Origin of the sequence: Dapis brunnea BLCC-M229, from assembly GCF_050015995.1 — a bacterium.
In the GTDB taxonomy this organism is placed as follows: Bacteria; Cyanobacteriota; Cyanobacteriia; order Cyanobacteriales; family Microcoleaceae; genus Trichodesmium.
The window spans coordinates 1-14,884 of record NZ_JBNHEP010000159.1 but is presented as its reverse complement, the minus strand read 5'-3'; the positions used below and the strand labels follow the sequence as shown (position 1 = coordinate 14,884).

Here is a 14,884-nt window from a genome sequence, read left to right as displayed (position 1 = left end):
GTTTGAAAACTCTTATAGGAGTCAGGAGGGAAAAAATTGTTAAAGTAAAAAGACGATCGCCTATAGTAAATTTGCTTTTACTAGCGATCGTCTTCTGCATTTGAAAATTATACATTTTCATTAGATAATGGTTGTAATATCACTCCCCCCTGAGATAGTTAATGCTGACGGATCGACTCCTTGAACAACTCCAATTAGTTCATCTGCTAATGGAATGTTGATAGTACCACCACCAAAAAGTAGCGGGAAATTAATCGTGCCCTTATCTACATAGATGCCAGTTCCATTGATCGAGCCAATATTTACTGTTCTTATCTCGTAAGTAACACCCCCATAGAGTTGGATAGTATCTTGACCGTCGGTGAAGTCAGTAATTAGGGCATAGTCACTCAAGCCTGAATCTGAAAACAGAGAATTGTTGTCATCATCATAGTAAACTCGATCGACATCCCCTAAAACAAAAGTGTCCGCTCCGGTTCCTCCAGTCAAATTATCAATCTCATCGATACCGGGAGGAGGAGTAAAGTCGGGGTCTGCTGGTTGAGGAATGGGATTTAAACCCGCGCCAATCAAGATGTCATCTCCGTTTCCCCCGCTCAAGATGTCATTCTGGCGACCTCCTAATAGCAGATCGTTTCCAGTATCACCATTGATTGTATCTCCACCAGAGCCACCTTCAATATAATCGTTGCCTAGTCCACCAGACAGTTCGTCGTCCCCAGAACCACCAAAAATCGAATCATTACCCACATTCCCTAGGGCAATATCATTACCGTTATTGCCAAAGATTTCGTCTGGCTCATCAGTTCCTTCCAAAATAGGAAAGAAAAGAATTTGAGGTGGAGTGGGTATTCCAGGAAAGATTGGAGTGGGAATAATTTGGAATGTACCATTGTCATTGTATGAAGTACCGCTGATTCTAACCATATCTATTTTTTCCTAGTTGTTGTAGTGTAGTATTGATAGATGAACAAGTCTGGATAATTTAACTATGGAGCAGTTTATGCCACTGTTATAGGTGAGCCAAGAATAAACAAAGATAAAATCTGAAGATGGAACGACATCGTTTGTATTAGCAACTACGGCAATAGTTTTATCCTATTTACTACAGGTCTGGATAGCTTGTGACCATGGACGCCGTTTTTGAATTTCTCGTTGGAAGCAACCTATAGTCAAACTTGCATTTTGAGTCCCTTCGCAGAGGTTGATAGCATTCTGCCAATTCCAAGAAGTACCACCACCCCAATTAATACCACTGTGCATGACTCGATTGAAGCATACTGCTGGCTCCACTGTTCCCTCAGCACCTTGACATAAGCGATTTATGTTGTTTTGACTCCATCTCTTATTACCGTTATAATCCCAAGCAATTCTTCCTTGTATATTGTTTGCACAAGTATTGCTGGAAAGCAAGGGTGAACTGGTTGTTCCCACTGTAGACGTACCTTCTAAATTAACTCTAACAGGATTAAAGGCAATCGCAACAATTCGGGTATCGTCTTTAGGGTTGTTATCATCGCTAATGTCATCCCCACCTGTATCTCCGACAATCAAGAAGGATGATACAAGATTTCCTCGTGTTGAAGGTTGGATGTGAACATAGTTGTCTCCAGAGATGTTGAGCAAACCTCGTTTGAGCATATCTCGGCACTCTTCAAATGTGTCACAAGGTAGCCTTTGAGCGATGTCTCCCTCAGGAAGTGGAGTATCGCCATCATTACCCACAAAGAGTTTTATGAGAGCGACAACCCCATCAATAAAAGGTAACCAATCTTCAGTAGGAGCAAGGATCTGAAACCCAGCTTTTTTACTCCGGAAATTAGTTTCCGAAAAGTCATCAGATAGAATGCGCTCAATTGTCTGTCCAGATGGGGCTTCCCAAACCTTGCGAGACCAACGACCTTCTGTTTCTGACCAGTCAGATTTTATTTCCTTAGCATGGAAATAGATGTCTGCATACAAGGCTCGTCCACCATCACCAATACGCAAACTGGCAGTAGTTTTAATGTCAGGTCCATTACCATCAAATTCTCGATCTCCACCGACCAACTTACTAGGTACAAGTGGTTCAGTGATATCTTCTATTTCAACTGTTTGTACTTCACCCGCTAAAGCTGATTTGAGAAAATAACCAGGAACAATAGTTGATGTACTAGCTACAGCTAAAAATGTAGATAGCATGAATATTTTTGCCTTACTGATTAATAAAGAACTGTATTTCTTGAACATAATTATTCTCCAAATTATCAATCAAAAAAATCCTATTTATTTTTCTGTCTTCCTTAACTAATGAGAAAGCTTATTTGCTTGCTCTGTTACTTACTACGAGGGATAAGCCAAAAATATTCCGTACTTCACTAAAAAAGTTCTATTTATCGATGAAGAAATCATCAAATTTAGACGTTGGTTTATTCATCCCGATCGTCTTGAAAAATATGAAATACTTAACGGTTTTGCTGTTTATTGAGCTGCACTTCCCAAGTGGAGTTTAGACTAAATAATGATTTTTGTAATCAATATTTAGTCTAGACTCTTCTAGAAATCAGGACTTAGGCAGAACCACCATATCTAGTAGGGGTGTTTCATTTTGCGGAGCAAAACGCCTTTCACCTCTACAGATGGTAGATGGTGTATGATTTTATCTTTTGCGTAAGTCCTGGAAATATAAGGTAGAGTAGGTTATTGAGGTGGATAAATAGTTAACAGGCGGGAGTTTCCTTGGAAGCGATGAGCACCATGTTCCGCCACTACTAGGGGAAATCGACCAAAACGTAGGACAACTTGAACTTTATCTAAATTCCAGTTATCCGCAGTTTGGGCAAAACCTTCCTGAGAGATATGTTGTATTTGACAATACTCAATTTGATTCGGATCGCTTAACTCAGGAATTTCCAAATTTTTGGTAACATTTGAACCATTCCTTAACCCACCACGTCCTGTAAACTCAGGAAATTTTTTTAGTTGTCGGTTTTGTAGTTTGACACAAAAGTCAGCCCAACTACCACCACGTAAATCATCGCTACCTGTTTTAAGTGTTACTTCTAAAGTTGCCATTGCTTTCAATTTTTCCTTAACTAATTGAAACTAACTAAAGTAGAGAAAGCTTATTTGCTTGCTCTATTACTTATTACGAGGGAGGAATAAAAAATATTCCGTAGTTCATAAAAAAGTTCTGTTTACCTATTAGGGCAAACACCACCTACCTAAGAACAGGTAGGTGATTCAGTATCGGCAGTTATGTATTCTGGACAACACACAGTTGAGAGTTGACTAGCTGCATCTTGAAAGCGACGTTGAGCCTCATTAACCTCACCTAGTTTGTCATTGAGTGCAATCTCAAAGGCTAGTGCGGATGCAGCAGCAGCCAGCGCTGCGACTAGAAGAGCTATAGCAACACCTATTACTACCCAAACTAACAACTGACCAACAAAAGGTATACCAGCTATTGCAGCAGCTGCACCAAAAGCGGCAGCAGCAGCCACACCAAAAGCAACGCCAGCGGCAGCAGCAGCATCACGCTGACCGCGAAGATTCGATGCTTCATCACATAATCTCAAAATTTCATTTCTCAAGCTGTTTACAGCAGTATTTTGCTCGATACAAGCTTGATTGTTAGCATTAGGAGAAATTCCTGATACTCGGGGATCTAAGGGCAAACAGATAACACCTCGAAAATCGCCCAGTCTTTCCTCTGCCAATAAGGGTGGTGATATCGTCACTTCACCAGATAGTGGTGGCTCAGAATCGGGGGATGGACATTCAACAACCCGCAAAAAAATCGGCAGAGATTCTTTTGATATGTCCGACAATACTCTCGAAAAAAACAAAGAACACTCACCATCAAAATCCACTACTAAATTATTGTCATTATCAAGCACCTGGACTTTTTGAATGCCAAAGCTTGGTGGTATTGCTTCGATAATAATCTCAACGTTGATGGTTGACGGTAATGGTGCTCCTATACGTCTAACGTGATTGATAATCATGGCTTTTCTAGGTATTTATTACATCTAAAATTGGGGCTTTTGTCTCTTCATCGAGTCAAAATTTAGTCTTCTGTTAATTAATACGAATAGGCAACAAAAAATATTCCGAAACTGACTCAAAAAATTCTGTTGTTTTTCCTGTGGTGGATTTCTGCACTTTGTATTCCACAGTAGACTGGCACAATTTTTGGCTGACTTCAGTCATTACTTTCAAAGACACTATTCTAGCAAAGGATTATCTCTATATGGCTTCAGACACACCAGAAAAGTTTCCTATTCAAAAAATGATGAGTTCTTCAAAATATCAACAAATAATAGAGAAAATTGCCCGTAAAGAGACCAGAGAATATTCTCTTTCCTGGGAAGATGCAGCCCAGACTGCTCATGAAAAAGTCTTCCAGGTTCTTCAAGCGAAAAAATTTGACCCAAAAAAAGGGAATTTTTATCATTGGGCAGCAACAGTAGCTAGATTTGCTATCATAGACTTAAGGCGCAAAGAAAGGCAGAGGAACTTCAGAAGTCTCGACCAAAATATTCCCGGAACCGACATTCCTCTATTGGAAACCGTTGCCGACGAATTCAACTTGTTGGACGCAGTAGAATACACCGATCTAGTTTTTCAGGTAAAAGAGGCGATCGCTCTGTTAGACGAACGCCATCCTCATCGAGAGTACGGCAAATTGTGGCAAGGCAAAGTAGAGGGTAAAACTGAAGTCCAAATAGCTGCTGATTTTGGCATTACACAGAGCGCTATCAACAAGCGTTGGAAAGAATTAAGAGGCCGTATTGCCGAAGAGTTAGGGTTATTGCCAGATGTAGATGACAAACTCAAAGGTAAGAGCAAAAAAGGACGGCGAACCCGCTCCAATTTGAATTGGTAATACCATTTCACGGAATTCATAATTCATAATTCAGAAGTTAGATTGGATAGGCTAAAAACTTTGACAAGAGAAAGGTTTGAGGCAATTATTTGACATTTAAAGTTTGAAACTATTTGTGACATCTTTAAAGTGAATTAGTATAATTATTATTCTCTGTATATAGCGTTTCTCAGCCTAATGAGGTAGATCTATTTTTATTTGTATTATATTCTCTGTTCCCTGTTCCCTAAAACCAAGGAATTTTGTACCTCACTAGCATGAAAATTGTTGTATACTTCAAAAAAAATGTGAAAAATTATTACAATTAGGTTATAGTAATTAAACTTCATCCGTAACTAATAATAAGCCTAATGCTCCTTTCGTTGTCTGGAATGAAAAGCTCATGCGTATCAACTTCGATCAATTTACCTCTGATTATCATCAACAACTTGGCCTAAAATCACCTCTACCAGGCGAAATCTGGAAAATTAGTCATTCTGTAAAAAGTCCCCTAGAATTTTCTATAGAAGAACAACACAAATTGTACTCAGATATTGCAAGAAACTTTCTAGAGGGAAATTTTCCACCACGCTATGCCATGATTGTTACCGAACCTGAATCACCAGAAGCAGGAGAGGAAGATTGGAAAGTCCTTTCTGTAATGCTTTTTTCAGAGCAAACTCGCTTTCAGAGCGATGTAGATATTCTCGTTCCCACAGAGGTTTCGGGCATAGAGATAGATTTACTGGCCTTAACTTGGCAGGTACAGTCCATGCTCGTTTGCAATTTATCTCATCCTCTAGGAAAGCGACTATCTAGAGATATATATGATGTATTGCTAAATGTAGGCGATCGCTACCACGGTTTACTTGAAAAAGCACCATCAAAGCAGGAAATTGAGTCCCTAGGCTTACAAATTGGAACACTTCAGGCTAAACAAAGCCCAGATATTGCAGAATTTCATCGGCTGGAAGAGGCTTGGACGGATGTTCTCAAAGTACCTCTAGAGGCTTATCATACTTACCATAAAACGATGAAAATTACAAGTGATATTTTAGATGCTGCTTTGGAATTAGAACAGGAATTTGCCACACCCATTCAAAAAAGAGTATCTTTAAGTCAATGGCTGCAAAACATTTTTGAAACTGAATGGTTAAGTTTTGAGGATTTTTGGCAGAGAAAATCTATAAATTTAGCCTGGAGTGTTAGGAGTGCGGAAGATTCTCATCAACTTCCATCTGACCAACAAGAAATTACTAGATTAATTGAACAGCTATCTTCTGAACAGGAAGAACATCAACGACGACGTGCTGCAAAACGGTTAGGAGAAATTGGTTCTGGTGATGAAAATGCAATTAGTGCTTTAGTTAATTTGCTACGTACCACTAATGATGATGAAACACTTTGGACGGCTGTAGAGAGTTTATGGCAAATCGATCCAACTAATCCTGCTACTGGTACTCGTCGGGTGAAACTGATTGATTGGGGAATGCAAGTAGTAGGAAATACTATAGCTCTAGCTGTTGCTATCATACAAAAAGCTAATGGCCAAGCAGGCGTGCTTATAAGAGTTTATCCTAACAGTAATGCAGCCTACTTACCGACTAATTTAAAACTCATTTTGCTCTCGGAGTCCGGGCAAATTCTACGGGAAGTTACCGCTAGACAGGCGGATATTTATATTCAACTTAGATTAAATGGTCAACCTGGAGAAAAATTCAGTGTCAGGGTAGCTCTTGGAGATGAAAGCCTTACAGAAGACTTTATGATTTAAGAGGAAAGTCTCACATCAGATCCGGTTAATTCGCTATAAAAAAAAATGTTCCATTTTCAGCCATTGCGAAATCTTTCTCAATTCTATTCTCTCTTGTAGGGGCGAATGGCCATTCGCCCCTACGACATCTAATATCATATCCGGATAATTAACGATAGAACCTCGTTCCGTTGATGCGTTGCATGTCGCGTAGTGAAACAAAAAATTTTTGTTTGTAGTAGGGCTTTAGCCCTAATTTATATATAAGGCTGAAGCTTTACTACGAACTTTAATTATAACTATTAGACATCTCCAAAAATAAAAAGTAAAATCAATTCTTATCCAGAAGTGATCGATTATTCTTCCCTGTTCCCTGTTCCCTGTTCCCTGTTCCCTCTTTTCTGGAGATGTCTATTTAAGAAGTCCCTTAAGTTAGCTTTAAATTCTTCGAAACTCTTCCCAAGTTCGGGGAACCTCCGCTGGATTTTGGAAAATGACAGGTAGCCAACTAGCACAAGGAAATTCATCTTCTATACCTTGGAGTTTCTCCCTTGCTTGACGCACCGCAGCCATCAATGATTTGCCACCTGAAAAAGCTTCTAGAAAGTATTTCAAAAATTCTTGAGCTACCCTATCCGGTACAGGTTCGCGCATAATAATCATCTGAGGAATATGTAGATCGGCTAAATTGGCAGCTAATCCTAAGCCATCACAAGAATTGAAAATAGCTAACTCTAATCCTTGGGCGATCGCTTGTTTCAGGCCATATTCCAACTCAGGAATGGTCAAACTTTCCGTAGGATTAATTGCAATTCGCCCAGTCTGACTTTCTGCACTACTGGCACTATGACCTGCAAAAAAGAAAATTTTCCAAGGTTGTGCCCAAAGTTGGTCATTGAGTTGTTTGCGTTGCGGTTCGACTAGAAAAGTGACGGCAACATCTGGCAACTGTTCGAGCATTCTTCGGTCTTTTTGAACATCAATTCCGGTGGTATCGCCCAAAATGGCTAAGATTTTAACTTTTGGTTGAGGGAAAATAGATTTATCTATAGATTTGTAGATACTCGTGCTTAAGGCAACTTCTGCTTGGGGATAGCGATCGAAAAAATCCCATAAATGCCAAGGTATTCGCCATAGATCATTTTCAGTTTGCAGAAGTAGGCGAATTGAATCAGAGGTATTCAATGTAGCGAGCAGTTCCTCTTTGACAGGGCGAAATTGCTCTGAGTTTAACCACTGATTGAGTTTAATTTTCAAGTTTTGTGCTGATTCATAGCAATCTGATAGAAACTCCTGACGACTGACATTAGTAACTTGGGTTTCTGGTACATCAAGGCGGTAGCCAACATTAATACTACGACGATATGCTGATTTCCATTGGTCATAAAAATTAAGAATATCCGATGCAGGAGGCAGTTCGCCAGTACATTCTACAACGGGGCGATTTTTTTCAGTACCAATTTGAAGTGTTACGGGGAAGTTTGTTCTTAAGTCACTTTGACTAAATTTGAGGGTGACTAATTTACTATCTACAGATTTCTGTTCGGTTTGAAAGGGTCTTGTATTAACGGGTCTGCTAGCGAGTATTTGAGCCAATTCTGTTAATTCTTGGTGATGCTGGCGATAAATTGTAATTTGCTCGTCTCTACTTTTGAGTTCAGCTTGATATTTTTCCTCAATAGCTTTGAGAGCTAATTCATATTTTTGATAAAAATCAGTATCAATTTTGGCTTTATCCGTATTTGCAGGGACATCAACCTTGATGACAATTATTCCATCCCCTTTATGTTCAATATCCCGAATTGCCAGTTCTATTCCTTCATTTTCGACTTGCATCTGTTTAAAAGCAGTGCAAAAAGCTTTCCAGTCCACACCATTACGAAAAATTAGATCGATAGTATCTAAAACTTTCTGAAATAGCTTTGTAAATTCTCCTGGCTGAAATTCGCCAGAATGAGGACGGCGTTCCCGGTTATTAGCTCCAGACTGGGGGGTTTCTTCCAAATAAATAAACCGACACTCAACTTCATTGAGCTGAGTTTTAGCATCAATATTCCAATTCTCAATACAAGCGCCTGTTAGTTTCGCACCTGTAAAATTAGTAGCAATTGCCTGAACTTCGGTTAAATTTGCCGACTCTAACAATGCTTTTTTCAAAGTTGCTTCGCTGAGATCTGCTTGTCGCAAATTAGCATAGCTCAGGTCTGCATACATTAAATTTACGCCTCTGAGGTTAGCACCTACATAAGATTTACGACGACCATTGCCAATGACCAACAAATCTCTAATTTTCGAGCTAGCAAGTATAGTATTATCTAATATCGCACAGTCTAGTTTTTGTGTTTTATGCCAAAGAGTACGAGTGAGAGTAGCTCCCCTCAAATTAGTGCTTGGGAGAGTTGAATGACTGAAATCAGCATCTGTTAAATCTGCACCACGAAAGTTCGTGCCTCCCATAGCAGCAAAAGTAATGGCAATTTTCCTAATCCAAGCAAATTTTGGTTCTTTAGCCAAAGCTCTCCAAGCTAGATAAGCAGCTAACAAACTTCCTGCCAGGGTTCCCGCCATTGCAGCATTAGTCGCTCCTGTCACTGCCGATAATTTCGCTCCGGGTATAGTACCAGTATTATTCAGTACCTCAATCGCAGCTTTCCCGGCCATAATACCAATCGTCGCCCCTACTCTGGCCCCTGCTAGATTAGCAGCGATCGCCACCACCCCTGCTACCAGACCTGCTACAGTTCCTGCCATAGCCAAAACTGTGGTTAAAACAGCAGTCATTACCGCTACAATTGTGACAGTCAAAGTGGCTGTCACTGCTCCTGCTGCCACGCCTGCTACAGTCCCCGTCATAGTTCCCATTATTGTCCCAAGTAAAGCTCCTGCTATCAATACAGTTCCAAAAGCTGCCTGTAATCCTTTACGGATAGCGATCGTTAAAAAAAGGACAAATATCAAGAGGACAATTACAGACGCTAAAAAATTGTCTGAGCTAATAGAGTAAGGAAAGAGTAAATAACCAGTAAAGACAGCCGTTAGTACAGCAGTCAATCCAGAAATTGCAGATAAAAGTAGGGAAATGATAACTAAGCCTAAGCGATAATGAAGTGGCACTCCAGCTTTGGCATCGGTGAACTTTGCATTGCACAAAAGGGTGTTGCTGAAATCTGTTCCCCGAATATCTGAGTGTGAAAAGTCTGCACCTGTGAGGTCTTGACCTTTAAAGGAATAACCGCACAGACTTTGAAAAGAAAAGTCTTGGGGCATAATTCAATAGACAAAATCAATTTAGAGCTTGTTTTGCTATCTTAACAAAAATACTTCTAGACTGAGATAAGGTTATGCAATAAAAGTCTCCAGGGGTTAAAACACCTTGGATTCTAAAAAGCTAGCTTTTTAGCTAACGAGTCGCACTGATATTTTTTAGTTAAATAATTCTAATCTATATCGTTCGGGAGGAATTTCTATGTATATACGGGCAGAATTTGGAATAGTGATTATCGGAGATGTCTAATAAGAGCAACTATACGATTTCCACCAACCTATTTTCTCATCAATAAAAGCCTGTTGTCCGACATACATTTCTACATCTTTTTGGCAATTTGGACAAGGTTGAATAATTGATATCATTTTTATTAATGGATAATGGATAATTGATCGGGACTTACGCAGAACCACCATCTCTTGGTGCGCGTTCCCTCTCTTGGTCAGCATTCCCTTGCGTCTGACGCCGACGCGGGATCTGACCGCTTGCGTCTGACGCCGACGCGGGGTCGCACCGCTATGTGGTAGGGGGCGAATGCCATTCGCCCCTACAAATGGTGTATGATTTCGTATTTTGCGTAAGTCCTGATTATATCAAATCCGTTTGATTGGACACAAAAAAAATTTCCTATCTTCTATAACTACGCTCATCTTTATGATTCTTTCTCCTTCTGACTCCTGTACAGGCGAATGGCCATTCGCCCCTACGACTCCTGACTCTTCATGAGTTAAGCAATCTATAACTGTTTAATCGGATTTGATATTATTCGGTAATCTCCATTATCTCGAAGAATCAGGATGGAGATAACCCAACCGATGGAAAATAGCGTAACCGTTTCTTAGAGAAGGGTTATGACTCGTTCGCACATAATCTGGATCTTCCATTAGGCGATGGTAGCTGTGATAGTTCTTGAAAACGTTAATATCATCCAGGATAATGATGTTAGCTGCGTAAACCTGCTCTAGTTCAATCAAACCAGTGAACTCAGAACCATCTATCAACACCACATCAAACCGAGCTATGGCGGGTTGATCTAATTTAGGTTGTAATATTTTGGTGGCAGTCAGGAGTCAGGAGGGGAAAAAGAAAGTATAAAAAGGCGTAACCACCCAAATTTTTCGGTGAAGATGTTGATTTTCCTTGCGTTAACCCAATCAACAATATCTGCTGTCGCTCATAATGTCAGTGCCTCATCGAGAATTACAATGGGTAAGCTTGTGACAACCCTTAGTTTTCGGTCGTTGGTGAGAAACTGGGTACAGCCCGCAGCGATCGCTGTTGCTGCATGAATAGCATCAGGTGTTCTCAATGAAAGCTTAGTTGCGCGTAGTCTTGCTGCTTCACGCAGGATGGGTAAACTAATTGGGATAAGTTGCAGAACTGAGGAAAGAAGTAAATCCTCATAGGTAGCAATCAGATTGATGTTAGATTGCCTAAGTGGGAGTACTAGAGATTCCATGAGAGTAAGTTCGCTAGTAATTAACTCAACTTGTCCTGCTTGAAATTTTTGCCACAGCGGTTGCAGCAATTCCCAATAATTGGGATTGACCTCAATTGTATAAATTACAACTGAGGTATCGATGTAAATTCTGGCGGAATCTGGTAAATTTAGTTGTCCCATGAATCTCTTTCGGTTTGCAGGTCGCGGTTAATTTCTTCGGCGCTTCTGAGAGTTCCTCTGCTACGCACCTGCTCAATCCATTCCAGAATATTTTGCCGCACTAATTGTGGTCGCTCTGGTAGCAGAACAATCACTTCAACGGTTTGCCCCACTGAGGTTGAGGGAGTATTGTCAGGCAAATTAATTTCAATCTTGTTGCCTGGTAGAACTTTAGTTTCAATCTTTAGTCTCTTAGTTAAATGGCTTGATTGCATTTGATTTTGGTGTTTTAGTGATTTTTGACTTTGTGTGAGAGGTGTTGGGTTTCCTTGTGTCAACCCAACCTACAATATCTGTGAAACAGTATTACTCCTTCAAAATTTCATCATCAACTGAAAAATCTATCTCTGCTTTGTCACGACCGGAGGCGATAAAATCATTTTCAAATGAATCTTTTAACCCAGAAACTAAATCAAATTCTGGCTGCCAATTTAATTCTGTAATCGCCTTATTTACACTGGCAAAAAAATGTTGAAGTCGTAATGGAAAAGCTTTCTTTTTGCCAAAGTCAAATTGCTTCGGATCGTAATGTACTAACTGAATAGAATCAGGAGATTTTCCAGCAGCTTCAGCACAGGCGCGAGCTAAACCATCAAAAGTGACAAAACGTTCTCCAGAAATATTATAAATTTGCCCAATTGCTTTGTCATTTCCTAAAACATTTGCCATTGCCATTGCTAAATCTTTAACATGACCTAATTGAGTAATATGAAGTCCATTACCAGGAATAGGAATCGGGCGATCGCGTACAATTCTGTCAAAAAACCATGCTTCTAAATCGTTATAATTTTGTGGTCCGTAAATATAAGTAGGGCGAATAGAAGTCCAGGGTAAACCTTGATTTGTTAATTCTGTTTCTGTTTCATATTTTCCTAAATGACGACTTTTTGGGTCTATAGCATCTCCTTCAATATGAGGCATTTGGTCAGACTTTAAATAAACTCCAGCAGAACTCATATAAACGAAATGTTTGACTTGACCTTGAAATATTTCTGCTAAAGGTTTTGTATCAGTTAATTTTCGTCCGTTATTGTCAAAAACAGCATCAAATTTTTCCGATGCTAATTTTTCTTTGAGTTGGCTAGCATCAGTTCTATCCCCATGAATTTCTTTTATTCCTGAGACTGGAGCTGGTTTATTTCCACGATTAAATAATACAATTTCATGCCCTTGCTCTACCAAAATTTTAGTTAAATAGACCCCTATGAATCGGGTGCCACCCATAATCAATATTCGCATTTTTCCCTCTTGTTCTAAATAGCTAATAATTTCATCATACCTATTTACTAAGTCAAAAGTCAAAAGTCATATTAATTTTTTTTGTATTTTTATCATATACTCTCCTTAAAGTCAAGAGTATTATTTTTAAATAAGTAAAGAAGCAAGAAGGAATAAATCCGAAAAATATGAAATTTTATTTCTTACAGTTATTTTTCTTTTTTCTGTTCTGTATTCCCAGTTAAGATATTCCCTAAACCCTATAAATTTCTACCTCACTAACACCTAATAATTGCGATAGCATCTTAACCTAAAACTTGCTATACTTATCATAGCCATCAAAAATCAGATGTCATAATTTGACTGTCACCTAAAAGCCGAGAAAATAGCAGTTATTATGTTCATAATATATAGTTTTTTATTTCTTATAGCAATCCTATTTGAGTTGTAATATTTTTCTGATAGTAGCCAGTAGTTAGGTAGAGGAGCCGTTGGGTTGGCAATGTAGAGAATTTTCAAGGTTTTCCGTTAATATTAATTGTTATAAACAAAGATCATAACCAATTTAGGATTATTATATCTATTTCCTATTCCCTAAGCGGTTTTGCATTTAAACGACTTAATTTGTTGTGTACCAAGTTAAAAGTACAAGCCTTATTACTTCTTTACGTCGCCAATCCGACGGCTCCCCTATCTGACTTGCTAAGACACATTTTAAATGGGTCTTAGCTTATTCCCTACTCCCTATTCCCTATTCTTTGTAATATCAGGATAAATTTACTTATGCCAACTAGATATTCAGATAAATCAAATGAAATAAAGGATCGAAAAACTTCTCTACGCATAGTTTTTGTCTTACCTATAGTGCTGCAAATTATGGTTGCTGTAGGTTTAACAGGATGGCTATCATTACGCAATGGACAAAAAGCAGTCAATAATGTTGCTAATCAGCTACTCCGTGAAGTAACTACCCGTGTTGATGAACATCTAGAAAGCTATCTAAAAATTCCTCCCTTTATTAATCAAATTAATAGAGATGCTCTTCTTTTGAATAACTTAGACATAGACAATTTAATTAGTTGGCGACCATATCTATTTCAACAAACTCAACTATTTAATGAAGTAAGTAGCATTGGTTTTGGTAGTGAAAAAGGAGAAGTAATCTGGGTATTGAGATTAAATGAAAATAGTTTAGAACTGGGAATTAGTGATGAATTTAGTAATGGACAACTGCAAGAATATCTCTTAGACAACCAGGGTAATATAGCTAAACTACCAATAGGAGAATATGATTACGATCCAAGAACAAGACCTTGGTATCAAGCTGCTATAAAAACAGGTATACCAACCTGGAGTAAAATATACCCCTGGATCAGTGGAAATGGTTCAATAAATAATTTAGGAATTGCTCATGTATTGCCTTACTATGACCAAAAAAGTATTCGTCAGGGCGTACTTTCAGTTGATTTAAGCTTAGAAAAAATTAGCAATTTTCTACAGAATTTAAAAATTGGTAAATCGGGTAAAATATTCATTGTCGAACGTTCGGGATTAATGGTAGCTACGTCTACTTCAGAAGTGCTATTTACGACTGAAGCTAATGGAAAAAAATTACAACGATTGAAATTCTCAGAAAGTAGTGAACCATTAATTAAAGCTGCTGCTAAATACTTACAGAAAAGATTCTTAGGTCTAACTCATATAAATCAAAGTAAACAATTAAGTTTTGAGTTTAATCATCAACGAAATTTCCTAGAAATTAAACCTGTAAAATATGGTATTGGTATTGATTGGTTGATTGTAGTAGTAGTTCCAGAAGCAGATTTTATGGAGGAAATTAATATTCAAAGACGCAATACAATTTTCTTATGTTTAGGTGCATTAGGATTAGCAATAACTGGTGGAATTTTAACTTCTCGGTGGGTGATAAAACCAATTCTCAGGTTAAATAAAGCAGCTAAAGCTTTTGCCAAAGGAAATTGGCAACAAAAAGTAGAAGTTAAACACTCTGATGAACTAGGAGAATTAGCCCATTCATTTAATACAATGGCTGTGCAATTAGAAGAATCATTTAACACTCTAGAAACAAAAAATTCTGAACTAAAACGTTTAGATAAACTCAAGGATGAATTTTTAGCAAAT

General features: G+C 38.6%; 12 protein-coding genes. 3 read left to right on the top strand and 9 right to left on the bottom strand.

Features of this window, described 5'->3' with window-relative positions:
• Positions 1-120: 120 nt before the first annotated feature.
• The 5 genes from ACP6PM_RS18800 to ACP6PM_RS18780 form a co-directional block, all read right to left on the bottom strand.
• On the bottom strand, positions 121-927 hold the full coding sequence (locus tag ACP6PM_RS18800; RefSeq protein ID WP_426587270.1) for a calcium-binding protein: 807 nt from the start codon (positions 925-927) through the stop codon (positions 121-123).
• A 171-nt stretch (positions 928-1,098) separates the two neighbouring features.
• The gene (locus tag ACP6PM_RS18795) at positions 1,099-2,229 is read right to left on the bottom strand and encodes a hypothetical protein (RefSeq protein ID WP_426587268.1); all 1,131 of its coding nucleotides are present in this window, start codon (positions 2,227-2,229) and stop codon (positions 1,099-1,101) included.
• Between the two features lie 450 nt (positions 2,230-2,679).
• Positions 2,680-3,054: a hypothetical protein gene (locus ACP6PM_RS18790; RefSeq protein ID WP_426587266.1), complete on the bottom strand. Its 375-nt coding sequence runs from the start codon at positions 3,052-3,054 to the stop codon at positions 2,680-2,682.
• 149 nt (positions 3,055-3,203) lie between these two features.
• Positions 3,204-3,986, bottom strand: a complete 783-nt coding sequence (locus ACP6PM_RS18785; RefSeq protein ID WP_426587264.1) for a hypothetical protein — start codon at positions 3,984-3,986, stop codon at positions 3,204-3,206.
• A gap of 73 nt (positions 3,987-4,059) precedes the next feature.
• Entirely contained in the window at positions 4,060-4,191 is a 132-nt protein-coding gene (locus ACP6PM_RS18780; protein ID WP_426587262.1) for a hypothetical protein, read from the bottom strand.
• Positions 4,192-4,231: 40 nt separating this feature from the next.
• Here ACP6PM_RS18780 and ACP6PM_RS18775 point away from each other — a divergent pair, with 40 nt between their 5' ends.
• Together ACP6PM_RS18775 and ACP6PM_RS18770 are read left to right on the top strand one after the other, a co-directional pair.
• Positions 4,232-4,867 (top strand): sigma-70 family RNA polymerase sigma factor, encoded by a 636-nt coding sequence (locus ACP6PM_RS18775; protein ID WP_426587260.1) that lies wholly within the window; start codon positions 4,232-4,234, stop codon positions 4,865-4,867.
• A 382-nt stretch (positions 4,868-5,249) separates the two neighbouring features.
• Positions 5,250-6,620 carry a DUF1822 family protein gene (locus tag ACP6PM_RS18770; RefSeq protein WP_426587258.1) on the top strand — a complete coding sequence of 457 codons (1,371 nt, stop codon included), beginning with the start codon at positions 5,250-5,252 and terminating at the stop codon, positions 6,618-6,620.
• A 417-nt stretch (positions 6,621-7,037) separates the two neighbouring features.
• On the opposite strand, the gene ACP6PM_RS18765 is transcribed toward ACP6PM_RS18770, so the two are convergent.
• The 4 genes from ACP6PM_RS18765 to ACP6PM_RS18750 form a co-directional block, all read right to left on the bottom strand.
• Entirely contained in the window at positions 7,038-9,866 is a 2,829-nt protein-coding gene (locus ACP6PM_RS18765) for a pentapeptide repeat-containing protein (RefSeq protein ID WP_426587256.1), read from the bottom strand.
• Positions 9,867-11,038: 1,172 nt separating this feature from the next.
• Positions 11,039-11,485, bottom strand: a complete 447-nt coding sequence (locus ACP6PM_RS18760) for a type II toxin-antitoxin system VapC family toxin (RefSeq protein WP_426587254.1) — start codon at positions 11,483-11,485, stop codon at positions 11,039-11,041.
• On the bottom strand, positions 11,473-11,739 hold the full coding sequence (locus ACP6PM_RS18755) for a hypothetical protein (RefSeq protein WP_426587252.1): 267 nt from the start codon (positions 11,737-11,739) through the stop codon (positions 11,473-11,475). The genes ACP6PM_RS18760 and ACP6PM_RS18755 overlap by 13 nt, the downstream gene beginning before the upstream one ends.
• 91 nt (positions 11,740-11,830) lie before the next feature.
• Positions 11,831-12,763 carry an NAD-dependent epimerase/dehydratase family protein gene (locus ACP6PM_RS18750; RefSeq protein WP_426587298.1) on the bottom strand — a complete coding sequence of 311 codons (933 nt, stop codon included), beginning with the start codon at positions 12,761-12,763 and terminating at the stop codon, positions 11,831-11,833.
• A gap of 762 nt (positions 12,764-13,525) precedes the next feature.
• Here ACP6PM_RS18750 and ACP6PM_RS18745 point away from each other — a divergent pair.
• The coding region (locus ACP6PM_RS18745) for a HAMP domain-containing protein (protein WP_426587250.1) at positions 13,526-14,884 on the top strand (1,359 nt) is incomplete at its 3' end.